This is a genomic window from Saccharopolyspora sp. NPDC050389 (assembly GCF_040655595.1).
Taxonomy (GTDB): Bacteria; Actinomycetota; Actinomycetes; order Mycobacteriales; family Pseudonocardiaceae; genus Saccharopolyspora.
Window position 1 is genome coordinate 168346 of sequence record NZ_JBFAKG010000005.1, and the last position, 24028, is coordinate 192373.

Annotated in this window: 24 protein-coding genes; 14 read left to right on the plus strand and 10 right to left on the minus strand. The window is 70.9% G+C overall.

From position 1 onward, the window contains the following. Nucleotides 1-104: 104 nt before the first annotated feature. The 4 genes from AB0I53_RS05175 (at nt 105) to AB0I53_RS05190 (ending at nt 4736) form a co-directional block, all read left to right on the plus strand. Nucleotides 105-1742, plus strand: a complete 1638-nt coding sequence (locus tag AB0I53_RS05175) for a putative PEP-binding protein (RefSeq protein WP_358596697.1) — start codon at nt 105-107, stop codon at nt 1740-1742. A gap of 255 nt (nt 1743-1997) precedes the next feature. Then, a complete protein-coding gene (locus AB0I53_RS05180; protein ID WP_358596700.1) occupies nt 1998-2837 on the plus strand; it encodes an NAD(P)H-binding protein in 840 nt (279 codons plus the stop codon). A 25-nt stretch (nt 2838-2862) separates the two neighbouring features. Beyond that, nucleotides 2863-3786, plus strand: a complete 924-nt coding sequence (locus tag AB0I53_RS05185; RefSeq protein ID WP_358596703.1) for an alpha/beta fold hydrolase — start codon at nt 2863-2865, stop codon at nt 3784-3786. Between the two features lie 29 nt (nt 3787-3815). Next, nucleotides 3816-4736: a 5'-3' exonuclease gene (locus AB0I53_RS05190; protein WP_358596779.1), complete on the plus strand. Its 921-nt coding sequence runs from the start codon at nt 3816-3818 to the stop codon at nt 4734-4736. A gap of 121 nt (nt 4737-4857) precedes the next feature. Here AB0I53_RS05190 and AB0I53_RS05195 read toward each other — a convergent pair whose 3' ends face one another. From AB0I53_RS05195 to AB0I53_RS05240, 10 genes are all read right to left on the minus strand, one after another. Continuing rightward, complete coding sequence (locus tag AB0I53_RS05195) at nt 4858-5445, minus strand: TetR/AcrR family transcriptional regulator (RefSeq protein WP_358596706.1); 588 nt, start codon at nt 5443-5445, stop codon at nt 4858-4860. 97 nt (nt 5446-5542) lie between these two features. Further along, on the minus strand, nt 5543-6736 hold the full coding sequence (locus tag AB0I53_RS05200; RefSeq protein WP_358596709.1) for a GNAT family N-acetyltransferase: 1194 nt from the start codon (nt 6734-6736) through the stop codon (nt 5543-5545). A gap of 43 nt (nt 6737-6779) precedes the next feature. Continuing rightward, nucleotides 6780-7367: a DUF4333 domain-containing protein gene (locus AB0I53_RS05205; protein WP_358596715.1), complete on the minus strand. Its 588-nt coding sequence runs from the start codon at nt 7365-7367 to the stop codon at nt 6780-6782. Between the two features lie 163 nt (nt 7368-7530). Continuing rightward, nucleotides 7531-10308 carry a DEAD/DEAH box helicase gene (locus AB0I53_RS05210; protein ID WP_358596718.1) on the minus strand — a complete coding sequence of 926 codons (2778 nt, stop codon included), beginning with the start codon at nt 10306-10308 and terminating at the stop codon, nt 7531-7533. 189 nt (nt 10309-10497) lie between these two features. Beyond that, nucleotides 10498-11379, minus strand: a complete 882-nt coding sequence (locus AB0I53_RS05215; protein ID WP_358596721.1) for a YegS/Rv2252/BmrU family lipid kinase — start codon at nt 11377-11379, stop codon at nt 10498-10500. A gap of 43 nt (nt 11380-11422) precedes the next feature. Then, on the minus strand, nt 11423-12379 hold the full coding sequence (gene tatC, locus AB0I53_RS05220; RefSeq protein ID WP_358596724.1) for a twin-arginine translocase subunit TatC: 957 nt from the start codon (nt 12377-12379) through the stop codon (nt 11423-11425). Nucleotides 12380-12398: 19 nt separating this feature from the next. After that, nucleotides 12399-12671: a Sec-independent protein translocase subunit TatA gene (gene tatA / locus AB0I53_RS05225; RefSeq protein WP_358596727.1), complete on the minus strand. Its 273-nt coding sequence runs from the start codon at nt 12669-12671 to the stop codon at nt 12399-12401. A gap of 78 nt (nt 12672-12749) precedes the next feature. Next, complete coding sequence (locus AB0I53_RS05230; protein ID WP_358596730.1) at nt 12750-12950, minus strand: bacteriophage holin; 201 nt, start codon at nt 12948-12950, stop codon at nt 12750-12752. Between the two features lie 18 nt (nt 12951-12968). After that, on the minus strand, nt 12969-13940 hold the full coding sequence (locus AB0I53_RS05235; RefSeq protein WP_358596733.1) for a WYL domain-containing protein: 972 nt from the start codon (nt 13938-13940) through the stop codon (nt 12969-12971). Next, nucleotides 13937-14920 (minus strand): WYL domain-containing protein, encoded by a 984-nt coding sequence (locus AB0I53_RS05240; RefSeq protein WP_358596736.1) that lies wholly within the window; start codon nt 14918-14920, stop codon nt 13937-13939. Before AB0I53_RS05240 ends, AB0I53_RS05235 begins: the two co-directional genes overlap by 4 nt. 145 nt (nt 14921-15065) lie before the next feature. Between AB0I53_RS05240 and AB0I53_RS05245 the strand changes: the two genes are divergently transcribed. From AB0I53_RS05245 to AB0I53_RS05290, 10 genes are all read left to right on the plus strand, one after another. Then, the gene (locus AB0I53_RS05245; protein WP_358596739.1) at nt 15066-16700 is read left to right on the plus strand and encodes an SMI1/KNR4 family protein; all 1635 of its coding nucleotides are present in this window, start codon (nt 15066-15068) and stop codon (nt 16698-16700) included. A gap of 278 nt (nt 16701-16978) precedes the next feature. Next, the gene (locus AB0I53_RS05250; protein ID WP_358596742.1) at nt 16979-17356 is read left to right on the plus strand and encodes a VOC family protein; all 378 of its coding nucleotides are present in this window, start codon (nt 16979-16981) and stop codon (nt 17354-17356) included. Between the two features lie 155 nt (nt 17357-17511). Then, entirely contained in the window at nt 17512-17958 is a 447-nt protein-coding gene (locus AB0I53_RS05255) for an ester cyclase (protein WP_358596745.1), read from the plus strand. Between the two features lie 19 nt (nt 17959-17977). After that, the gene (locus AB0I53_RS05260) at nt 17978-18823 is read left to right on the plus strand and encodes a methyltransferase domain-containing protein (protein ID WP_358596748.1); all 846 of its coding nucleotides are present in this window, start codon (nt 17978-17980) and stop codon (nt 18821-18823) included. 93 nt (nt 18824-18916) lie between these two features. Then, nucleotides 18917-19363: an ester cyclase gene (locus AB0I53_RS05265; protein WP_358596750.1), complete on the plus strand. Its 447-nt coding sequence runs from the start codon at nt 18917-18919 to the stop codon at nt 19361-19363. Between the two features lie 36 nt (nt 19364-19399). After that, the gene (locus AB0I53_RS05270; RefSeq protein ID WP_358596752.1) at nt 19400-19867 is read left to right on the plus strand and encodes an ester cyclase; all 468 of its coding nucleotides are present in this window, start codon (nt 19400-19402) and stop codon (nt 19865-19867) included. A 103-nt stretch (nt 19868-19970) separates the two neighbouring features. Then, a complete protein-coding gene (locus AB0I53_RS05275; RefSeq protein ID WP_358596755.1) occupies nt 19971-20570 on the plus strand; it encodes a flavoprotein in 600 nt (199 codons plus the stop codon). Then, nucleotides 20563-21537: an ATP-binding cassette domain-containing protein gene (locus AB0I53_RS05280; RefSeq protein ID WP_358596757.1), complete on the plus strand. Its 975-nt coding sequence runs from the start codon at nt 20563-20565 to the stop codon at nt 21535-21537. Before AB0I53_RS05275 ends, AB0I53_RS05280 begins: the two co-directional genes overlap by 8 nt. After that, nucleotides 21534-22334: an ABC transporter permease gene (locus tag AB0I53_RS05285; protein ID WP_358596760.1), complete on the plus strand. Its 801-nt coding sequence runs from the start codon at nt 21534-21536 to the stop codon at nt 22332-22334. Before AB0I53_RS05280 ends, AB0I53_RS05285 begins: the two co-directional genes overlap by 4 nt. A 130-nt stretch (nt 22335-22464) precedes the next feature. Then, on the plus strand, nt 22465-23736 hold the full coding sequence (locus tag AB0I53_RS05290) for a cytochrome P450 (protein WP_358596763.1): 1272 nt from the start codon (nt 22465-22467) through the stop codon (nt 23734-23736). The last annotated feature ends 292 nt before the right edge of the window (nt 23737-24028 follow it).

Here is a 24028-nt window from a genome sequence, read left to right on the forward strand (position 1 = left end):
GTCCTCCGATTAATGTTTGGTGTTGCCTGATTGTGCCCCTTGTTGCCATATTGTCAAGACTTCGAGAACGCGAGGGAAACCTCCAGCACGGTTGGGAGTGGTCGATGTCCACGCTGCAGGGGGTCGGGGTCAGCCCCGGCAAGGCGGCAGGCCCGGTCCTGTGGGTTCGTGACCGGTTGCCCGATCCGGCGCCCGGTCCGGAACCGGGCGATCCGGCGGCCGAGGCGGCGCGGATCCGCCCGGCCGCGGAAGCGGTGGCGCAGCGGCTGCTGGCCCGCTCGGAAGCCGCGACCGGCGAAGCGCGGGCGGTGCTGGAGATGACCGCCGCGATGGCCGCCGACCCGGCGCTGCTCGGCAACGCCGAGAAGGCGGTCGCGCAGCGGGGCCTGCCCGCGCCGCGCGCGGTGTTCGAGGCGGCCGGGGAGTTCGCGGAGCTGCTGGCCGCCTCCGGCGGATACCTCGCCGAGCGGGTGCGGGACGTGCACGACGTTCGCGACCGGCTGGTCGCCGAGCTCACCGGCACCGCCTCGCCGGGCGTGCCCGAGCTGACCGGGCCAGCCGTGCTGGTGGCCCGCGATCTGGCCCCGGCCGACACCGCCGATCTGGATCCTGGGCTCGTGCTGGCACTGGTGACCGAGGAGGGCGGCCCGACCAGCCACACCGCGATTCTCGCGCGGGCACTGGGAATTCCGGCCGTGGTCGCCGCGCGCGGCGCGCTCTCGGCATCGGCGGCCGGGGCGCGCGTGGACGGCGCGGCGGGCACCGTCGAGCTGCTGGAGCACGCCGTCGAGCCCGAGTCGGCCGACCGCACCAGCGCCCAGTGGAACGGCTCGGGCAGCACCGCCGACGGGCACCGGATCAAGCTGCTGGCCAACATCGGTTCCGCCGCCGACGCCCGGGCCGGCGTCGAAGCGGGCGCCGAAGGATCGGGGCTGTTCCGCACCGAGTTCTGCTTCCTGGACGCCGCGGTCGAGCCCGACTCCGAAACCCAGCGGCAGGCCTACGCCGCCGCGTTGCGGCCGTTCGCGGGCAAGCCGGTCGTGGTGCGCACGCTGGATGCCGGAGCGGACAAACCCTTGCCGTTCCTCGACATCGCCGGCGAGCCCAACCCCGCGCTCGGCGTGCGAGGGCTCCGGGTCGCCTTCGACCGGCCCGAACTGCTGGACCGGCAACTCACCGCCATCGTCGCCGCGGCCGCCGAGACCGGGGCCGTGGTGTCGGTGATGGCGCCGATGGTCGCGACCGCAGGCGAGGCGGCGTGGTTCGCCGAGCGTGCCCGGGACGCGGGCGTCGAGCGCGTCGGCGTCATGGTCGAAACGCCTGCCGCCGCGCTCTGCGCCGACGAGATCCTGGACGTCGTGGACTTCGTCAGCATCGGCACCAACGACCTGGCGCAGTACACGTGCGCGGCCGACCGCATGACCGGCGCGCTGGCCGCCCTGAACGACCCGTGGCAGCCCGCGTTGTTGCGTCTGATCGCCGGGCTCGGCCGGGCGGGCCGGGAGCGCGGCAAGCCGGTCGGCGTGTGCGGCGAAGCGGCAGCGGATCCGCTGCTGGCGGGCGTGCTGGTGGGCCTCGGCGCCACCAGCCTGTCGATGACCTCGACCGCACTGGCAGCCGTGGGCGCCGCGCTGGCCGAACACACCCTGTCCGACTTGCAGAAGGCCGCCCAGCAGGCCCGCACCGCACCGGATCCGGCCGAGGCGCGCGGCCGGGCCGGTCGCAGCCTCGAAAGGGGCTGACGGTTTGCGGCGAACGGCCTGTTCACGCCACTGGACGGCGCGAACGGGCCGTTCGCTTCAGCTCGATCACACATTTCCGCCAATTCGCTTGACAAAAACGAATAATGCTATCTGGTCGAATGCATATCGCCACAGAACAACAATTCGGAGATTTGTCAAATTTCCCCAATTGGCGATTTGTGGTGTAGCTTGCTCGCGCCACCGAGAAGTGGATTCGATTTGTGCCGCACGGGCGCGAAACCATTTGGAGCAGCCATGACATTTCTGGTGACCGGGGCGACCGGCAGCGTCGGCCGGCACGTCGTCGAGCACCTGCGCGACGCGGGCGAACGGGTGCGGATCATGACCAGGAATCCCGACAGCGCCGGGTTTTCGCCGGATGTGGAGGTGGCGCGCGGAGACCTCGGCGAGCCCGGAACGCTGGCACCGGCGCTGGACGGCATCGAACGCGCATACCTCTTCCCGCACGAGGGCGCGGCGGATTTCGCGGAATTGGCCAAAAGCGCCGGAGTGCGGCGGATAGTCGTGTTGTCGTCGGCTTCCGCGGCGGCGGAGAACAAGCGCGCGCACAACGCCGACAGCCACACCTGGCACCGTTCGGTCGAACGCGCGGTGGAGGATTCCGGCATCGACTGCACCGCCATTCGGCCGGGCGCATTCGCGGCCAACTCGTTGATCTGGGCGGGCGCCATCCAGGCCGGGACCGCGGTGCGCTCTGCGCACGGCAGCGCCGCGCAAGCGCCGGTCCACGAAGCCGACATCGCCGCGGTGGCCGCGACCGCGCTGCTCGACGACGGCCACGTCGGCGCGAAGTACGAGCTCAGCGGCCCGGCCGCGATCTCCATCGCCGACCAGGTGCGCACCATCGGCGAGGTGCTCGGCCGGGACATCCCGTTCGAGGCGGTGACTTCCGAGCAGGAACGCGCGGAGCTGGCCGAGTTCATCCCCGAGGAGGTGGTCGACATGCTGCTCGGGTACTGGGCCGAAGCGGTCGACCGCCCGGACCAGGTGCTGCCGACGGTCGAGCAGGTCACCGGCCGCCCGGCGCGCTCCTTCGCGCAGTGGGCGGCCGAGCACGCCGCCGACTTCCGCTGATCCCGCGACACCGAGGAGGTTCACCGTGACCGAACGCCTGATCCGGGCGGGCGACGTGCGGCTGTGGAGCGAGGACCGCGGTGATCCCGCCGCCCCGCCGGTGCTGCTGATCGCGGGCGACTGCCAGTCCGCGCTGTTCTGGCCCGAGGAGTTCATCGCGGCGCTGGTCGCCGACGGGCTCCGCGTGATCCGCTACGACCACCGCGACACCGGGCGGTCCACCCACCTGGATTTCGCCTCCCACCCCTACACCTTCGACGACCTCGCCGCCGACGCCCGCGCGGTGCTGGACGGCTGGAACGTCGGCGCCGCGCACGTCGTCGCCTTCTCGATGGGCGCCGGGCTCGCCCAGCTGATCGCCCTGGACCACCCGCAGCGCCTGCTGAGCCAGACGCTGATCTGCACGCACGCGCTGGGCGTCGACCTGGCGCGCAACGTCGCCCGCGCCGCCGCGGGCGAGCCCTCCCCCGACGGCCTCCCGGTTCCCACCCAGCGCCTGTTCGACGTGCTGGACCTCCAGGAACCCACGACCGACCCGGCGGCGGAGCTCGAACTGCGGGTGGCTTCCTGGCGGATCTTCGCCGGCGACGAACTCCCCTTCGACCCGGCGGAGTTCCGGCTGCGCGAGCAACGCGCCATGGACCACGCCGGAACCTGGCATCCGAGCACCAACCACGGCCTGGTGTCGGAAGGAGTGGTGACGCGCGGCCCGGAGCTCGCGCGCATCAGCACGCCGACGCTCGTCGTCCAGGCGCCGCTGGATCCGATCAGCCCGCCGCCGCACGGCCGCCACCTCGCCGGGGCGATTCCCGGCGCGCGGCTGGCTGAGATACCCGGCATGGGGCACGCGTTGCCGGGTGCCGTCCTGGCTCCGCTGGCGGCGGAGGCGCTCGCGCACATCCGTGCGTCGCACCCGGCAGGTCGTGCACATCCACGGGCGCGGACGTGACAAGCTGACCCACTGTGACTGGTCCCCTGATGCTCGTGGATTCGGCCGGGTTGTGGTTCCGCTCGTACTACGCCCTGCCCGACTCGCTGACCGCGCCGGACGGCACGCCGGTGAACTCGGTGCGCGGTTTCTGCGACATGCTCGCCAAGCTGATCACCGACCGGCGCCCGTCCCGGCTGGTGGCCTGCCTGGACAACGACTGGCGGCCGCAGTTCCGGGTCGACGCGCTGCCGTCCTACAAGGCGCACCGCGTCGCCGAGGACGATCCCGACGCCGAAGAGGTCCCGGATTCGCTTTCCCCGCAGGTCCCGGTGATCCTCGAAGTGCTCGACGCGGCGGGCATCGCCACCGCCGAGGCGGAGGGCTACGAGGCCGACGACGTCATCGGCGCGCTCGCCGACCGCGAGGAGCGGGACGCGGTGGAGGTCGTCACCGGCGACCGGGACCTGTTCCAGCTGGTGCGCGACCAGCCCACCTCGGTGCGGGTGATCTACGTCGGCGCGGGCCTGGCGAAGGCGCAGGACTACGGCCCGGTCGAGCTCGCCGAGAAGTACGCCCTGTCGGCCGGCCGCGCCGGGGACGACTACGCGGAAATGGCCGTGCTGCGCGGAGATCCGTCGGACGGGCTGCCCGGGGTGGCGGGCATCGGCGAGAAGACGGCGGCGAAGCTGATCACCCAGTTCGGCTCGCTCGAAGCGCTGCTGGCGGCGGCCGACAGCGGCGACTCCCGCCTGACGCCGCGAGTCCGCGGCAAGCTCGCGGAAGCCGCCGACTACCTCGCGGCGGCCCCGTCGGTGGTCCGGGTGGCGCGCGACGCCCCGGTGGTCATGGACCGCGCGGACGACGCGCTCCCGCAGTCCCCTGTGGACACCGACCGGCTGCGCGCGCTCCAGCAGACCTGGGGCCTGGGAGCCAGCATCGACCGCCTCATCGCAGCACTCACCGCATAGGTTCAGGCGGCCGAAGGGCGCCTTCTCCGGGCATAGCCGAGAGAAGGTGCCCTTCACCGCATCTCGGTCGTCCACAGTGGATTCCTGCCGGTGGTCCACCCTCGCTGCGGAAGAACCCGCATCAAACTTCTTCCGCCCGAACGCGTTCCAGCAGGTCGGCCAGCTGATCGCCCACCGTCCGCAACGCCGTGACGTCCCGCTGGACCTTGCAGAGCAGCAGCGCGCCTTCGAGCATCGACAACGCGATCACCGCGAGCTCCTCCGCCCGCGCCGCCGGAATCCCCCAGCCGGTGAACGCCGCCGCCAGCCCCGCCAGCCAGGTCCCGTACGCGCCGTCGCACGCCGACCTGACCTCCGGGCTGTCCGCGCTAGCCTCCAGCGCGACGGTGGCCACCGGGCATCCCCTGCTGAAGTCCGATTCCTCCAGCGCCTGCGCGAAGTGCGCCATCACCGCCGCGACCGCTTCACGCGGCCCGCTCACCTCCGCCAGCACCGCGGCCAGCAGCTCGGCCACCTGCCGCCCGGACGCCTCGACCGCCTCGGCGGCGAGCTGCTGCTTGCCGCCCGGGAAGTGGAAGTACAGCGAGCCCCGCGGAGCTTCGGCCTCCGCGAGCACCTGGTTGACGCCGGTGGCGTGGTAGCCCTGCCGCCGGAACAGCTCCATGGCGGTGCCGAGCATCTGCTGCTTCGTCTGCGCGCCTTTCCTCATGCAGAAAATATGACATCCGGTCTACATATTTTCAAGGCGAACGCGCGCACCGCGAGTGCTTCGGGCCGCCGCAGCAGTCCGAAGCACTCGCGAACGGTCAGAAATTGGTGCCACACCAGGGCGTTTCGACCGTGGTGAACAGCCGGTCCGCCGCCGCGACCGCCGCCGGGTCGCGCACCTCGATCCGACCGCCTGCCACCAGCGCCGACGCCGTCTGGTCGCCCAGGTACAGCGCCGCGAGCACCGCAACGTCCAGGACGAGCTGGGATTCGTCGGAACACCGGTCCACGCCGTCCGGGCCGACCCGGTAACGGCCGTCGTTGTCCGGCAGGAACTCGTCCCGGACCTCGATCACCACCGGATCGGCCGGGCCGAAGGTCCGCGCCCGCAGCGCTTCGAGCACGTCCACCAGGCGCAGCCACAGGTCGTCGTCGACGCTGGTGACCCGGCACTGGCGACGATCCGCCAGCCACCACTCCAGCGGCTCGTCCAGCGGCCGGTGGTGGCCCACCACCCGGTCCACGAGGTCGACGCCCAGCAGGAACCGCCACAGCTGGACCGCCGCCGTCGTGTTCGCCGACTTCAGGTCGTGGACCTGCAGCGTGCTGGCGTCGTTGGCGTTCTTCGCCTCGTACAGGGCGAAACCGTCGTCCAGGCCGTCGCCATCGGCGTGCACCGCGATCAGGACGCCGTCGCCGAGCCACGACCGCTGCCCCGCCCACCAGGCGTCATCGCGGCCGATCTGCCCCGCCCGGTCCTGGGCGCAGCGCTGGTAGATCGCAGGCAGGATCGGCGCCGCCTCGTCCTGGTCCAGCACCCGCACCCGGCCGCCGACCGGCGCGCCCACGCGCAGCGCCGCCCGGCGGCGGTCGAGTTCCACCGTGCGGGACCGGCTGGCCACGCCGTAGCCGTACCGCTCGTAGATCACCGCTTCCGAGGCGTGCAGCATCGCCACCGCCTCGCCGCGCCGCCGCGCGTCGTCGAGCTGCTCCCGCATCAACGACGTGAGCAGTCCACGCCGGGTCTGGTCGGCGCGAACGCCGACCCCGGTCACCGCGCCGACCGGGAGCCTTCGCCCGCCGGGCACCGCGACGACGTTCGTCGTCGCCATCGCCGTGCCCGCAAGCGCGCCGTCGACGAACGCGCCCAGCACCCGCCCAGGCTCGTAACGCCCGGAGTTCCGCTCCCACTCCTCGTCCTTCGACGGGTGCCACAGCAGGGCGCGGCGGAACAGATCGTGGGCTTCGCGGAATTCGGATTCGGCCAGGGGCCGCACTTGATGACCGGTCACGCCATCGATCTTCCCGGTCGAATCCTCCCGGGTCGACCGATTTTCACTTGGGGTGGCCGACCTCGTAGACGCCCTTCTCGTTCTTCACCGTCACCGTCACGGTCTTGGGCTGCGAATCGACCGTGACCTTGCAGTCGAAGCGGTGCGCGACGGTCACCGGCTGCCCGCCGGGGCAGCTGACCTGGCCGACCCCGGCCAGGCCGTAGGAACTCCGCAACGTCTGCGAGACGCCCTTCTCGACGCTGGCCGAGTCGAAGACCGGCCGCAGGAACCAGCCCGGCGTGACGAACCCGAGGACCAGCACCACACCGACGACGATCACCAGGCCGATACCGCCGGACACCCACGGCAGCGCCGAGCGCTTCTTCTTCGGCCCGAACTCGTCGAACTGGCCGAAGCCGCCCGGCGACGGGAACTGACCGCCGCCGCCCTGCGGGTACTGCTGGCCGTAGCCGTACTGCGGCTGCTGCTGCGGCGGCGGCTGTGGCGGCGGCTGCTGCGGCGGCTGCTGCGGCGGCTGCTGCGGCGGCTGTGGCGGCGGCTGCTGCGGCGGCTGTGGCGGCGGCTGCTGCGGCGGTCGCTGCGGCGCGAACCCACCCGGTTGCGGGTAGCCCGGCGCCGCCGGCTGCATCCCAGGGCCCTGGGGTTGCTGCCCCCACTGGGGATAGCCCCCCGGCGGACCGTAAGGGGACGACATCTGTACCTCCGGACGATTCTTCACCTGACCGACGTTCCCGACGCCAGGAAATCCAACCACAACCCACGCGCCGCCCGAATCGGCCGGGCGGCCGCCGTCACACGGCGCCGGCGGCGACCACACCGCGCCGGATCGCGGTGACCGCCTTGGCCGCCGCCGAACCCACCGGATCCGCCACGCCGACGACCTCGCGGATCTGGTCGAGCAGGTCGATGACCTGGCGGCACCAGCGCACGAAGTCGCCGGCCGACAGCTCGTGCCCGCTGGATTCGGCGGCGGTGAGCACCTTCTCCAGCGACTCGCCGCGCGCCCAGCGGAACACCGGCCAGGCGAAACCGGCATCCGGCTCGCGCGTGCGATCCAGCTTGTGCCGCCGCTCGTCGTCCTCCAGCTCCGCCCACAGCCGCCAGGTGGCGGCCAGCGCGTCGCTGACCGGGCCGGACGGCACCTGCGGCGCCAGCCCCTCCCGCCGCGACTCGTAGACCAGCGACGACACCACGGCCGCCAGCTCGGCGGGCCCCAGCCCGCGCCACGTCTCGACCCGCAGGCACTCGGCCGCCAGCAAGTCCGACTCGCTGTAGAGCCGGGACAGCCGCCGCCCGTGCTGGGTGACCTGGCCCTCCGACGAGCCCTCCACCGGCAGGTAGTCCCGTTCGGTCAGCAGCGCGACGATCCGGTCGAAGGAGCGGGCCAGCGAGTGCGTGGTCGCGGCGACCTTGCGCCGCAGGTTCTCGTTCTCGCCGCGCAGCCGCTCGTAGCGCTCGGCCCACCGGGCGTGGCCCTCCCGCTCGTCGCAGCCGTGGCACGGATGCGCCTTCAGCGCCCGCCGCAGCGTCGCCAGCTCCGCGTCGTCGGTCGCGTCGGAGCGCCGCTTGCTGCGCCCGCTGGAGGGCGCGAGGCCGGTGTTGCGCAGCGTCGCCGCCAGGTCCCGGCGCGACTTCGGCGAGCGGGTGTCGACCTGCTTCGGCAGCTTCATCTTGCCCAGCGGCTCCACCGGCGAGGTGAAGTCGGCGACCGACAGCCGCCCCGACCAGCGGTCCTCGGTGACCACCAGCGGCCGCGGCTCGCCCATCGGCTCCAGGCCCGGGTCGATGACCACCGCCAGCCCCGAGCGCCGCCCGGCGGGCACCGAGATCACGTCGCCCTTGCGCAGCTTCTCCAGCGACTTGGCCGCCTCCGCGCGCCGCGACTGCCGGTTCTGCCGGGCCAGGTTCTTCTCCCGCTCGGAAATCCGGCGGCGCAGGTCGAAGTACTCCTCGAAGTCGCCCAGGTGGCAGCGCATCGCCTCGGCGTAGCCGGTGAGCGCCTCGCTGTTGCGATCCACGCGCCGGGACAGCCCGACCACCGACCGGTCGGCCTGGAACTGCGCGAACGACTGCTCCAGCAGTTCCCGCGCGGCGTCCTGGCCGACGCGCTGCACGAGGTTGACGGCCATGTTGTAGCCGGGCCGGAACGACGAGCGCAGCGGGTACGTGCGGGTGGAGGCGAGCCCAGCGACCTGCTTCGGGTCGACGCCGGGCTGCCAGACGACCACCGCGTGGCCCTCGATGTCGATGCCGCGGCGCCCGGCCCTGCCGGTGAGCTGCGTGTACTCGCCGGGGCTGAGGTCCACGTGCGATTCGCCGTTGAACTTCACCAGCCGCTCCAGCACCACCGTGCGGGCGGGCATGTTGATGCCCAGCGCCAGCGTCTCGGTGGCGAACACGGCCTTGACCAGGCCGCGGACGAACAGCTCCTCGACGGTTTCCTTGAACGCCGGCAGCAGCCCGGCGTGGTGCGCGGCCAGCCCGCGCTCCAGCGCCTCCCGCCACTCCCAGAAGCCCAGCACTGCCAGGTCGCTCTCCGGCAGGTTGGTGGTGTGCTCGTCGATCACCTCGCGGATCTCGTCGATCTCCGCCTCGGTGGTCAGCCGCAGACCCGCCCGCATGCACTGGGCGACGGCCTGGTCGCAGCCGTTGCGGCTGAAGATGAACACGATCGCCGGCAGCAGCCCGGCCGCATCCAGGCTGGTCAGCATCTCCACCCGCGACGGCGGGGCGAACCGGGGCGGGCGCGGGCCCTTGCGCTTGGCGTTCGGCCCGCCGCGCCGGCCGCCGTAGGGCAGGTGCACGCGGGCGAGCTCCTGGGTGTGCCGCAGCAGGTTCGGGTTGATCTGCAGTTCCCGGTCCGCGGTCTCGCCACCGAAGAGGTCGAACATCCGGGGGCCGACCTGCATGTGCTGCCACAGCGGCACCGGCCGGTGCTCGTCGACGACCACCGTGGTGTCGCCGCGCACCTCCTGCAACCACTCGCCGAACTCCTCGGCGTTGCTCACCGTCGCCGACAGGCTCGCGACCTGCACGTACTCCGGCAGGTGCAGGATCACTTCCTCCCACACCGCGCCGCGGAAGCGGTCGGCGAGGTAGTGCACCTCGTCCATCACGACGTAGCCGAGCTGGTCGAGGCTGCGGGAACCCGCGTAGAGCATGTTGCGCAGCACCTCGGTGGTCATCACGACCACCTGCGCCTCGCCGTTGATCGAGGTGTCGCCGGTCAGCAGCCCGACCGCGTCGCTACCGTGCCGCTCGCACAGGTCGGCGTACTTCTGGTTGGACAACGCCTTGATCGGCGTGGTGTAGAAGCACTTCCGGCCCTCCTTGAGCGCGAGGTGCACGGCGAACTCGCCGACCACGGTCTTGCCGGCACCGGTGGGCGCGCACACCAGGACGCCGTGTCCGGCCTCGAGGGCCTGGCAGGAGGTGCGCTGGAACGGGTCGAGTTCGAACGACAGCCCCCCGGCGAACTCCGCCAGCGCGGGATGCGCGCTGCGGCGGGTGTGCGCCGTGAAGGCGTCGGCCGGGGACAGCTTGGTGGGGTTGGAACGGCTGGCAGCCACACCCCAAGGCTTTCACATCACCCCGACCGCCGTCGCGAATACCTGTTTCCTCGCTGTTTCCAGGCTCGTTTTGTGTGGCGGTGCAGGTGGCGGAACCTCAGAACCCGCGGCGGTGCCGGTTGCGTAGGTGGGCTAAGCGGCTGCGCCGCTTCAAAAACAAACACAAAGCCGATCTCTGAAACGTGCAGATCACGAGCCCACCACGGTGAGCGCGCCGGGCACGCAGCGCATGCTCAGCGGCAGGCGGGCCTGCGGTTCGCCGTCGGCGTAGGCCGTCCAGCCGTTCTCGCCGCCCAGCCGCACGCGCTGCGCGCGCAGCGTGCACACCGCCGGGTGCTCGATGTGCCGTCCGGTCCGCAGCGACGGCAGGATCCGCACCAGGTCGCGCCGGGCGACCTCGCCGACCACCGTCAGGTCGAGGAGCCCGTCGCCCGCGTCGGCGTCCGGGCAGACCGGGATGCCGCCGCCGTAGCAGGCGGTGTTCCCGACCGCGACGAGCGTGGCGGTCAGCTCCGTCGTGCCCGCATCGGTCTCCACCCGCAGCGGCCTCGGCCGCAGGCTCAGCAGCTCGCGCACCACCGCCAGGTCGTACCGGCGCTGCCCCCGCGGCCAGCGCATCCGGTTCGCCCGCGCGTTGACCCGCGAGTCGAATCCCGCACACAGCACCGTCGCGAACCAGCCGCCGCCCGCGACCTTGCCGAGATCGATGCGGCGCCGCTCCTCCGCGCGGATGGCCTCCGCCACCGCCCGCGCCGCCACCGCCGGGTCGCGCGGCACGCCGAGCCCGCGCGCCAGGTCGTTGCCGGTCCCGGCCGGTATCAGGGCTAACGCCGTCGCCGACTCGGCGCACGCCTGCACCGCGAGGTGCGCGACTCCGTCGCCGCCCACCACCGCCAGCACATCGGCCCCGTCGGCCACCGCCCGCTTCGCGGCATCGGCGGTGCCGCGCGCATCCGCGGCGAGCACGGTTTTCACGTCACAGACGCTGCGAAGGTGGCCGACGAGTTCGCCGACCACCTTCGCGGAAAGTCCACCACCGGCAGCAGGGTTGATCACCAGGACGCAGCGCACGAAGGAGCATCCTCGCCCACCGGGCCCCGGATTGGCCAGCGGGTCAGGTCACGTCGTCGTGCTGCTTCGGGCTCGCGGACGGCGTGGTGTCCAGCTCGGAGGCCCGGAAGTCGACCTCCGACGCCTCGTCCGGGCTGAGCCCCTCCAGGCCCTGTCCCTCGAGCTTCTTGGCCCGGCGCTTGTCGTTGAACCGGCAGATCACCATCGCGATGGTGAACAGCACGCACAGCGCGGCCGCCAGCGCCAGCATCGAGAACGGGTCCTGCCCCGGCGTCGCGATCGCGGCGAACACGAACAGCGCGAAGACCAGGCCCCGCCACCAGCTCTTCAGCTTGGCGTAGCTGACGAGCCCGGCCAGGTTGAGCATCACCAGGATCAGCGGCAGCTCGAAGCTCACGCCGAAGATCACCAGCAGGAGCAGCATGAAGCTGATGTACTTGCCACCGGTGAGCGCGGTGAAGAACGCGTCCCCGCCGAACCCGGACATGAACGACAGCGCCGTCGGCAGGATGTAGTAGGCGAGCACCGCGCCGCCGACGAACAGCAGGCTCGCGCAGGCGACGAACAGCCGGGCGAAACTGCGCTCCTTGGCGTACAGCCCCGGCGTGATGAACGCCCACAGCTGGTAGAGCCACACCGGGCTGAACAGCACCGCGCCGACCGACACGCCGACCTTCAGGGTCAGCATGAAGATCTCGAACGGCTCGGTCTGCAACAGCTGACACGTCCCGTTCGGGCTCAGCCGTTGAGTGACGGGGAGCTGGCAGTACGGTTCGAGCAGCACGTCACTAAGCGTGGGCAGCCCGTAAATCGAGTTGGAGAACCACCAGATCCCGAAGATCGCGCCGACCGTCACCGCCACTACGGCCACGCCCAACCGGTACCGCAGCTCGTAGAGGTGATCGACGAGCGTCATGGTGCCGTCGGGGTTGTGCCTGCGGCCCCACCGACGGCGACCCTTGCGGAACGGGTTCAGGCGGCCCAGTGCACTGGCACCCACCTTGTTGTCCCGCCTTCAGTCAGTTCTTGGTGTCGTTGCGCTGCTTCTCGTCGACCGCGGACGTGGCCGGCGACGCGCTCGGCTCACCGGCGGTCAACTCCGGCTTCGGCTCCCGCTCGGCCTTCTCCTTCTTGGCCGCTTCCTCGTCCGCCTTCATGCCGCGCGCCTCCGCCTTGAAAACGCGGGCGGACTGGCCGAGCGAACGGGCCATCTTCGGAAGCTTGGTGGCACCGAAGAGAAGCACCAAGACCAAGACGATCAGGATCAGTTCCCAGCCACCTGGCAAACCCATTCGTGTCCAACCTTTCGTGATGTCCCTGCAGGCGCAATGGTACGCATGGCAGGGGTCGACAAATAGGGCCGTTGCGCGTCACCGGTTGCGACGTTGCGCGAACGCCACCTTCAAACCGGCCACGCGCGCCTTCACCAGGCCGCTACGGTCGTCGAGGTCGTGGAACACCTGCCGCTGCACGGATTTGAACCTGCGCAGCTCCCGGAACAACCGAACCAGCAGCAGCGCGAGCAGGACCAGGCCCACGACCAGCAGGACGAGACTCCACACGTACGGCACGCGATTACGGTATCCCGCTCAGGTGGACGGAAGGTGACGCGCCCGCGTCAACGCGTCTTCCGCACGTTGACGCACGTCACAGGCCAGCTCGGGCGGGTTGAGCACCCGCGCCTGGCCGCCCAGACCCAGCAGCAGCCGGGTCATCCACGACCGGTCCGAGTAGCGCATCCGCACCCGGGCCCGGCCCCGCGGCAGTTCGACGAGCTCGTCGACCGGGTAGTACTCGGCCACCCAGCGCGCGTCGGGCTCCAGCTCCACCTCGGCGACGAGCTGGTCCGGCGCCGGCCGGAACAGCCCTTCCGAAACGTCGGTCGGTTCGGCCTCCGACGGCGGCTGCGCGGCCTCGGCCAGCACCTCGACGTCGTCGATGCGGTCCAGCCGGAACATCCGCACCCCGGACGCGCTGCGGCACCAGGCCTCCAGGTAGCTGCGCCCATCGATGAGCAGCAGCCGCATCGGGTCGACGGTCCGCTCGCTGATCTCGTCGCGGGACGCCGTGTAGTAGCGCATCCGCAGCGCGCGGCGGCGCGTCGTCGCGTCCTGCACCGCCGACCGCACGCCCGGCCGCACCGCGCCTTCCCGGCCTTCCAGGCCGACCACCACGCCCGCCGGGCGTGCCTGCCCGACCGCGTTCTCCACCTTCGCCAGGGCGCGCTGCACCGCGTCGGTGTCGGCGATGCCCGGGGTGTCGGCCAGCGCCCGCAGCGCCACCAGCAGCGCCGTCGCCTCGGACGCGGTGAGCCGCAGCGGCCGCCGCATGCCCGCGTCGTAGGTGACGGTGATCGAGTCGCTCTCGAAGGACAGGTCGATCAGGTCGCCGGGGCCGTAGCCCGGCAGCCCGCACATCCACAGCAGTTCCAGGTCCTTGCGCAGCTGCTGCTCGGTCACCCCGAAGTCGGCCGCGGCGTCGGCGATCGGGATGCCCGGCCGGCTCAGCAGGTACGGCACCAGCGCCAGCAGCCTGGGCAGCCGTTGGGTCGCGCTCGTCATCGGCCCTCCCCCACCTGGTCGACGACGTCCAGGTGGATCTCGTGCACCGTCTTGCGCAGCGTGTCCGGCTCCAGCACCACGACGTCCGGCCCGTAGCCGGCGAGCCAGCTCGCCGCCGACTCCGGGTAGTTCAGGTCGATCTCCAGCACGTCGCCCGCGTCGCCGCCGACCTCCATCTGGTCCACGACGGTCGCCCGGCGCCGCAGCCCCTGCGCCCGGCCGGCCGCGGCCCACACCCGGGCCAGCGTGGCCGGCGGCGGCTCGCGGTGCTCTCCGGCGACGAACCGCAGCAGGTCGGTGTCCGGCGGGCGCTGCACCTGACCGGTCGGCCCCACCGCCTTGGCCTGCCCCTGGATCCGGGACAGCCGGAAGCAGCGCGGCGCCTGCCGGTCGCGGTCGTGCCCGACCAGGTACCAGCGGCCGCGCCAGGACACCACGCCCCACGGTTCGACGGTGCGGCGGTGCACATCGGGGCTGCTCGGGCGCCGGTAGTCGAACTCCACCACCCGGCCCGCCTGCACCGCGGCCAGCAGCGGCGCGAACGCCGGATCGCTGGTGCGCACCTTCGGCTCGACCGCCGCCGAGGAGCGCTCGTCGACGTCGACCCCGGCGGCGCGCAGCTTCAGCAGCGCGCCCCGGGCCGCCGAGGTGAACTCCGGGGAGTCCCACAGCCGCACCGCGAGGGCGACCGCGGCCGCCTCGTCGGGCTCCAGGTCGACGTCGCCGAGCTCGTAGTCGCGGCGGGCGATCCGGTAGCCGTCGGCGGCGTCGAAGGCCGAGTTCCGCCCGGTCTCCAGCGGGATGCCCAGGTCGCGCAGCTCGGCCTTGTCGCGTTCGAAGGTCCGGAAGAAGGCCTCGTCGGAGGGCGCGCCGGCATAACCCGGCACGATCGCCCGGATCCGCTCAGCGGTGAGGTACTGGCGCGTCGACAGCAGGCACAGCACCAGGTTCACCAAGCGTTCAGCACGCACAGTGGCCACTTCGAAAGCCTAGCTCCGCAGTATTCGATCATGTGTTTGGGTCCGGTGCGCAGTGCGTCCAGCGGTGCAGCCGGGACCGATGTGGCGGCGGTGCGGTAAGAAGACTTGCCCCCGCACGCACCCCGACCGGAAGGCGGAGCCGTCCTTGCCGACCGAGCACGATGCCGAGACGCTCGCGGTGCTGCGCGCGCTCGCCGAACAGATCGCCGCCGCCGCACCCAAGGAATGGCGGCGCGCGGTGCTGCGCGGATTCGCCACGGGCGGAAATGGCTCCGGTCATCACGGGTTCTGGTACGAGCCGAAGTCGCTCGGCGAGGCCGGCGACGACGTCGACCTGCACGAGGCGCTGTGCCGGGTGCACGAGCTGGAACGGGCCGGGGACCGGCTCACCATCGAGCTGGTCGTCCGCCCGGACGGCAGGTTCGAGGCGCTCACCAGTGAGTCGCTGCGGCGCCCGACGCGGTCCGACCGCACGGGCTTCACCTATCTGCTGCGGCCGGACGAGCTGCCCGCCGAGCCCGCGGACTTCCAGCCGGGGCCCGCGGACTCCACGCAGGCCGGCGACCCGCTGACGGCGCTGGAGCTGCTGGACGGGTATCTCGCGCGGCGCGCCGAGATCCTCGCCCGGCCCGAACGGCTGCCGCAGCCGCTGGACGCCGACGAGCGGGAGTTCCTCGAAGACCGGTTGCCGGTGCCGCTGCCCGCGGATCTCCGGGCGCTGTACGGCCGGATCAACGGCGACCGCCGCATCGGCCTGCTGCACGGGCACGAATGGCTCGGGCTGAACCAGGTCGTCACGTTGAGCGACCCGGCGGACCGCTGGTGGGCGGTGCGCGACTGGGAGCGGCTGCTGTTCCGGGAGCTCCGCTACGACGCCCGGCCGGCCGGGGCCGTGCGCCGGGCGGTGGACCGCCCCGGCTGGATCCCGTTCGCGCACGACACCGGCGGCGCCTTCCTGGCGGTGGACATGGACCCCGGCCCCAACGGCCGGCCCGGGCAGGTGATCCGCGTCGGCATGCGCCACGACGACGGCCCGGTCTACGTCGCCGATTCCGTGACGAGCCTGCTCCAGCGCCACGTCGACGCGCTGGCGGACTTCTCCTACCAGTACCGCGGCGGCGAGCTGCGGTTGTTCATGGCGGACGAGCCGGAGCCCGCCGAAGGCCGTGAGCTGCGGGTGGAGGGCGATTCGGCCCGGCTGCGGGAGATCCACCCGGAGGTCCAGCGCCTCGTCGTCGCCAACTCCGACCGGGTCGACCTGGCCCCGCTGCGTGGCGCGTTGGCGCTGCTCGAGGTGGAGCTGACCAACTGCCCGACCGCGGACTTCACCGCGCTGCGCACGACTCCGGTGGAGGTGCTGACCGCCGAGCTCGACAGCATCGATCTCGCGCCGCTGGCCGCGCACCCGACGCTGCGCGTGCTGCGGCTGACCACCGGCCGGCCGGTGGACCTGAGCCCGCTGCGCGACTGCCCGCGGCTGTACGGCCTGGACCTGGCGCGGGCCGAGATCGGCGACGTCGCCGTGCTGACCGAGCTGGACGGCGTGCGCCACCTCAGGCTCAACGAGCGGCAGTGGGACACCCTGCGGGAGACGACCTCCCACCCGGCGGGCCTCGCCGCCGCCGAGCTGAGCGGATCGCCGACGTTGCGCGACGCCGCCGAGTGGGCGGGCACCCTCGTCGGCGAACTCGATCTCCGCTACACCCGGGGCCGGTTCGAGCCGCCCGCGGGATCGCGCACCTCGCTTTGGCAGCGGCTGCGGAGGCTGTGGCGGTCCTGACGGCGACCTACAGAGCTTGTTTCCAGGCTCGTCCTGCTTAGCGGTGCAAGTGGCGGCCCCCTGCGGGAGTCACTGCGTCCTTCTCGCTGTGGGATCCCCGACACACGTATGACCATATTTTAAAGGCCGGGCGCGCGGATGGCGATGACGTCGTTTATTCCAGATTGCTCAGCTAATCGGCGTGCTGGCGGGACATCTGCGCGATGTGGAAAGCTGCGAGGTGGGGCGGTCGGTGCCGAACGCCCGGAATTCATCTGCGTCAATTGCCCGGAGGACACGTGATCTCCCACATTTCTCAGATCGGCGTTTACGTCACCGACCAGGACGCGGCGCTGAGCTTCTACACCGAGAAGCTCGGCTTCGAGGTGCGGGAACTGCAGGACGGCGGCGATTTCAAGTGGATCGAGGTCGCCCCGCCGGGCTCGCCGACCACCATCTCGCTGGCCACCAAGGACTTCCCGGTCGGCACCGAATCCAAAATCGGCGGCTTCACCGATATCGCCTTCGAAACAGCGGACATCAAAGCGCTGCACGAAACGCTGAGCGGGCGCGGCGTGCGCTTCACCGTCGAACCGGAGCTGCAGCCCTACGGCAAGTGGTTCGCGGCGTTCGTCGACCAGGACGACAACGAGTTCTTCGTATTCCAGCCCGCCTGAAAGGCGGCCGCGGTCGGCTGATCGCGCCCAAGCGGGCAATGCGGAAGAAGAACCGGGCGGCGGCCGGTGCCTACCTTGGCGGCAGGGGCCGGCTCCACGGCATCGCCGCCGGGTCGGCGCCGTGAGTCAACTCCAGCTCACGAGGAGGCCGGTGCATGACCACCGCAGCGAAGAGCATCCCGGAACGCAACATGGAACTGGTCCGCGACTTCCAGCGCGACTGCATGCACGCCCAGCGCGTGGATCTGATGGACCGGTACCTGGCCCCCGACCTCGTGATCCACCTGCCCAGCGGCGCCGTCCAGCAGGGCCGGGAGAACGCGTTCTCCTGGTTCCTGGAGTGCACCACCTGGTTCACCAGCCTCGGCATCGAAGTCAAGATGATGCTCGCCGACGACGACACCGTGTTCCAGCTCATCGAGCTGCACTTCGAGCACACCGGGGAATTCCAGGGTATTCCGGCCACCGGCAAGCGGATCTCCATCCCCGGCCTGGCCGCGTTCAAGATCCGCGGCGGCCTGATCTCCGAGCACTGGGGACTGTACGAAATGGACACCATCCCGAGCCAGCTGGGCATCGAGGTTCCGACCGCGCAGTGGTAACCGCTGGGAGGCCACGCAGATGACCGCTCAGTTCGTGCCGACGCAACAGGACGTGACCGCTTTCTACGACCAGTCGATCCCGCTGATCAGCCAGGTGGCCGGGCACAATTCGCACAGCGGCTACTGGAGTTCCGCGCAGGACGCCAGCAACCTGCGGCAGGCCTCCGACGCCCTGACCGACGCGCTGATCGAACGCCTGCCGGTCGGCCCCGCCGACCGGGTGCTCGACGTCGGCAGCGGCCTCGGCGGCCCAGCCCTGCGGTTGGCCCGGGCGACCGGCGCCGCGGTCGACGGCATCGACGCCAGCTCGGCGCTGATCGCCGAGTCCCGCCGACTCGCCGACGAAGCCGGCCTGGCCGACCGGGTCCGCTTCACCCAGGCCGACGCGATGGCCGAACTCCCTTTCGTCTCAGACACTTTCGACGCCGCCTGGGTCGTCGAGTCGTTCGTGCACATGGCCGACCGGCAGGCGGCCATCCAGCAGATCGCACGCGTGCTCAAGCCCGGGGGCCGCCTGGTCCTGACCGACTTCTACGAGCGGTTCCCGTTCACCGGCGATCGGCTGGAGATGAACGAGATGTTCCGCCGGATGACGCTCAACAGCCCGTTCCCCACGCTCGCCGGGCTCGCGGACATGGTGCGCGCCGCAGGGCTGTACCCGGTCGAGATCACCGACCTCAGCGAGCGGGTTTCCCGGCACTACCCGGAAATGGTGAAGGTGCTCCGGGAGAAGGCGGCGAAGCTGTCCGGTGACTACGGCGCCGAGGCCATCGCGGCGCTGGAAGCGGTGTGCCAGAACTGCATCGCAACCGGCGAACCGAACTACCTGGTGATGACCGCGCTGCGACCGGAAGCCGCGGCCTGACGCCGCATGCGGCAAGGTCGGAGAAGCCCGCCGGGCCCGCTGCCGCGCACGATGGAACCGCCACTTGCCCGCCAGCGACCGAGGTGAGCCGACGTGGACACGACCGATGCGGACCTGACCGAGCAGACCAAGCGCGTCGCGCGCGCTTTCTTCGACGCCTGCAACAGCCACGACCTGGACCGGATCATGGACTTCTTCCACCAGGACCTGGTGCACCACGCGCGTCTTTCGGACTACCCGAAGGAAGGCGTCGCGTTCGTCTACGACCTGACCCTGAAGGCATTTCCCGACCTGCGCTGGAACATCGTGGAAATGGTGACCGAAGGCGACCGGGTCTGCACTCTCATCCGCTACGAGGGCACCCACCGCGGCGACTACCTCGGCCAGGTCAACACCGGCAAGCAGGTGAGCTTCTACTCCATCAACATCGCCCGGGTGCGCGACGGCCGGTTCATCGAACACCGCGGCGTCCTGGACGAGCTCCACCTGCTCGCCCAGATCGGCGCGTTGCCAGAACCGTTCCTGGCGCAGATGTCCTGAGAGCCCGGGTGAGCAACATCGGACGGGAGTTACGTGATGTCACAGATCCTGTTAACGAGCAACGACAAGTCGGCCACCGAGGAGCTGACCGCCCCGGTCCGCGAGTTCATCGCCGCGGTCAACGCCGGTGACCTGCCGGCCGCGGTCAACCACCTGGCCGCGGATTCGGTGCACCACGGGCGGATTTCGAACTACCGCCCGGAAGGCGTGCAGGTGCTGTTCCGCCTGCTGCGCGGGGTGTTGCCGGACCTGAGGTTCGAGATCCGCGACATGCGCGTCGAAGGCGACCGGGTGGTGTCGCGCATCGTCGGTACCGGCACGCACACCGGTTCCTACCTCAACAAGCCGCCGACGAACCGCCCGATCGCCTGGGAGAGCGTCGACATCGCCACCGTGGGTCGCGACCAGCGCGGCGACGTGGTGATCCTGGAGAGGTTCTGGGACGTCTTCGCCGACGCCCGGGCCTGGCAGGAGATCGGCTTCATCCCCGCGATCATGTGCTGACCGGGAGCGAGGATTGTTCGAAGTCCGAAGGTGGTTCGCGCGGGCGACGGCGGCGACGCCGGGCCCGCGCGAACCCGTGCCGCGACTTGGGTAGGAGCCGACGATGGCCACGAACACCGCGCTGCTGTGCGACCGGATGCTGCTGGCGGTGACCGGCTCACCGGCGCTGCTGACGATGCCGCAGACGGTGCTGCTGATGCGCCAGTCGCTGGTGCGGGAACTGCGCGTGATGATGTCCCGGTCGGCGTGCCGGTTCCTGCCGCCCTACACGATGCGGCTGTTCGCCGGCGACTGGGTGCACACCGAGACGCACCGGGCTCGCGACGACGCGCCCATCCCGCACCTGGACCTGACCGACGGCATCGACCTGATGCTGGTCATGCCGGCCACCGCGAACGCGATCGCGAAGGCCGCGCACGGCATCTGCGACGACCTGGTGTCCACCGCCATGGTCGCCAGCACCGCGCCGGTGGTCCTGGTGCCTGCGATGAACGAGGCGATGTGGCGCAGCCGAGCGGTGCAGCGCAACGTGGCGCAGGCCGGGGAACTCGGCTACTCGGTGATCGACCCCACCATCGGCGTCCAGCTCGCCGACCGCCGACCGGCGCTGGGCGTGATGCCGCCGCTGGAGCACATCCTGGACCAGCTCATCGACGTCGTCACCGCGGCGAAGGAACGAGGAGGAATCGCGACCGGTGCCTGATGCGCTTCGCGCCGAAGACCTGCACAAGAGCTTCGGCGACGTGAAATCGCTGGACGGCCTGGACCTGGCGGCCGCCGAGGGATCGGTGCTGGGCCTGCTCGGGCCCAACGGCGCGGGCAAGACCACCGCGGTGCGGGTGCTGGCCACGCTGCTCGAACCGGATTCCGGGCACGCCCGGATCTGCGGGCTGGACGTGGTCGGTCAAGCCCGGCAGGTCCGCCGGATGATCGGCCTGACCGGCCAGTTCGCCGCCGTGGACGGCATGCTGACCGGACTGGAGAACCTGGAGCTGATCGGACGCCTCGGCCGCCTCGGCCGCCGCGAAACCCGCCGTCGGGCCCGAGAACTGCTCGACCGGCTCGACCTCGCCGAAGTCGCCGACCGGCCGGTGCGGACCTACTCCGGTGGCACGCAACGCCGCCTCGACCTGGCCGCCAGCATCATCGGCCGCCCCCGCGTGCTGTTCCTGGACGAACCGACCACCGGCCTGGACCTACCGTCCCGCCGAGCACTGTGGACGGTCATCGACGAACTCGTCGCCGACGGCACCACCATCCTGCTGACCACCCAGTACCTGGAGGAAGCCGACCGGCTCAGCGACCGGATCGTGGTGCTCGACCGCGGCCGCGCCATCACCTCCGGCACTCCAGGTGAGCTGAAGGCCGGCCTCGGCGGCCCGCGCATCGAACTGCGGCTGACCGATCCCGCCGCGCTGCCCGCCGCCTTGCAAGCCCTGCCCGAGCAGGCCGTGCAAGGCAGCCCGCAGTCCGACGAATCGACCGGCACCCTGGTGGTGCCCGTCCGCGCCGACGACGACGCGGTGATCCCGACGCTGCTGGCCGCACTGCAGGAGAACGGCAGCGCGGTCGCCGAGCTGGTGTTCCGCCAGCCCACGCTCGACGACGTCTTCCTGGCCGTCACCGGCGCCGGAACCACTGCCGCGCCAACGAAAGGACCCACCCCGTGACCCCGGCCGACCGCGAGCTCACCTGGTGGTGGGTGGACGCCTGGCTGCTGACGAGCCGGAGCGTGCGCCGCACCTTCCGCGCACCGGACACCATCTTCACGATGACCGCGATGCCGGTCATCTTCTTCGTCTTCTTCGGCTACGTGCTCGGCGGCATGATGCGGCCACCGGGCCAGGACTACCCGACCTACCTGTTCCCGGGCCTGCTGGTCGCCACGATCACCTTCAGCACGATCCCAGCGGTGATCGCGGCCGTCTCGGCGGACCTGCGCAGCGGGATCACCGACCGGTTCCGGGCCCTGCCGGTCAGCCCGTCGGCCGTGCTGACCGGGCGCACCGCGGCCGACAGCGCGCGCAACGTCATCGGCATCGTGGTGCTGGTGCTGCTCGGCGCGATCACCGGCATCGACCTGACCTCGCTGGGCCTCGGGCGGGCGATCGCCGCGCTCGGCCTGCTGCTGCTCTACGGGTTCGCGATGGCCTGGATCGCCGCGTTCCTCGCGGTCGCGACGCGCGGCGGCGAGGTCGCGCAGATGATCGGCACCGCCGTGTCCGGGCCGCTCGGATTCGTCAGTTCCCTTTACGCCACACCGGAATCCATGCCGTCCTGGCTGCGGATCTTCGCCGAGCACAACCCGGCTTCGCACACCGGCGACGCGCTGCGCGCCTGGCTGGCCGGACAGCCCGCCGGTGCTTCGCCGTGGTACAGCGCGGCTTGGCTGGTCGGCATCATCGTGGTCCTGGGCTGGCTCACCGCGCGCCGCTTCCGGCGCACCACGGCCCGCCCCGTGGAATGAACCCGCACCGCAATTCGTGAGAAGAAAACACCCGCACCCGCTCGGTAATGTCGCGGTCACTGGTTCCCTTCCGCGAAAGCCGTCGTGCCGCACGACGGCAGTTCCGCATCCGCCGAACGCAGGGAGCGCCATGACTGTCCACGACGCCGTCGAATTCGATCCGTTCGCCGCCGAAATGGTCACCGACCCGCATTCCTTCTACCACCGAATGCGGCGCAGCTGCCCCGTTTTCCTCAGCTCCATGTCATCGGACATGTGGATGGTCAGCGACGACGCGAGCCAGGTCTTCGTGGTGACCACCTACGAAGACCTGGCCTTCGTGCTGGAACACCCGGATCTGTTCCCCTCCGGCAACAAGACCGGCCCCGAAGACCCGCCCGAGGTCCAGGCCGAACTCGCCCACGGCCTGCCGAAGGCCAAGACTCTCTACGAGTCCGACCAGCCCGGGCACACCCGGCTGCGCTCGCTCATCCAGTCCGCGTGGACACCCGGCCGCATCGCCCGCTGGGAACCCCGGATCCGGGAAGCCGCCAGGGAACTCGTCGACGAACTCGCGCCGCGCGGTTCCGCCGAACTGGTCGAGGACTACGCCGACCGGCTGATGAACACGGCGATCCTGGACTTCATGGGCATCCCGCGCGAGGACCACGAACGCATCAAGCACTGGGACAAGCTCTGGGTGAAGGTCTTCATCCCCGGCCACCCGCTGGAGGACCAGCGCGCCGCGGCCGCCGAAATCGTGACCTACCAACGGTATCTGGAAGCCCTGTTCGAGGAGCGCCGCAGCGATCCGCAGGACGATCTCGCCTCCGCCCTGGTGCACGCCGAGACCGAAGACGGCGAGTCGCTGACCATGCCGGAACTGGTGTGGGGCCTGATGGAGCTCTACGGCGCCGGCTACGGCAACACCACCGAGGGCCTGGCGAACATCCTCAACCTGCTGCTCGAACAGCGCGAACTGTGGGACGGCCTGCTCGCCGACCCGAGCGCGGTGGAGCACGCCGTCGAAGAAGGACTGCGGCTCGACGGCCCGGTGCAATGGCTGTCCCGGGAGGCCGCCGCGGACGTCGAACTGGGCGGCACGAAGATCCCGAAGGGCTCGACGGTGCTGGTCTCCTACGTGGCGGCCAACCGGGACCCGAAGGACTTCCCGGAACCCGACGAGTTCCGCATCCAGCGCCGCGGCGTGAGCAACACCGGCGCCCGGCACGTCGCGCACGGCCGCGGCATCCACTACTGCGTCGGTGCCGGCTGGTCGCGGACCGCGATCCGCATCGGACTCGAAGCGCTGCTGCAAAGGATTCCGGACCTGCGGCTGCAGGACGGCTTCCAGGCCGAATACCACCTGCCCGCACCGATGATCCGCTGCGTGCAGACGCTACCAGCAGTGTGGTCGTCGTGAGACTGAAGAGCTGTTCGAGAACTCGTTTTGCGTGGCGGTGCGGGTAGCGGCCCCCCTGCGGGAATTACGGTCGCCTTCTCGCTGTGGGATCCCCGACATCATGAATGCCAATTCATGATGTCGGGGCTGTCCCCGCGAGAAGACACCTGAGAACCTGCGGCGGTGCGAGCTGCGAGGGTGGGCTAAGAGCGTGTCTCGTTTGGATCTTGGTGGGGTTTGCGGGCATGATCTTGGTTCGTGGTTGATGAGTTGTCGCGACGGTTGGTGCCCGATGAGCTGTGGGCGTTGGTCG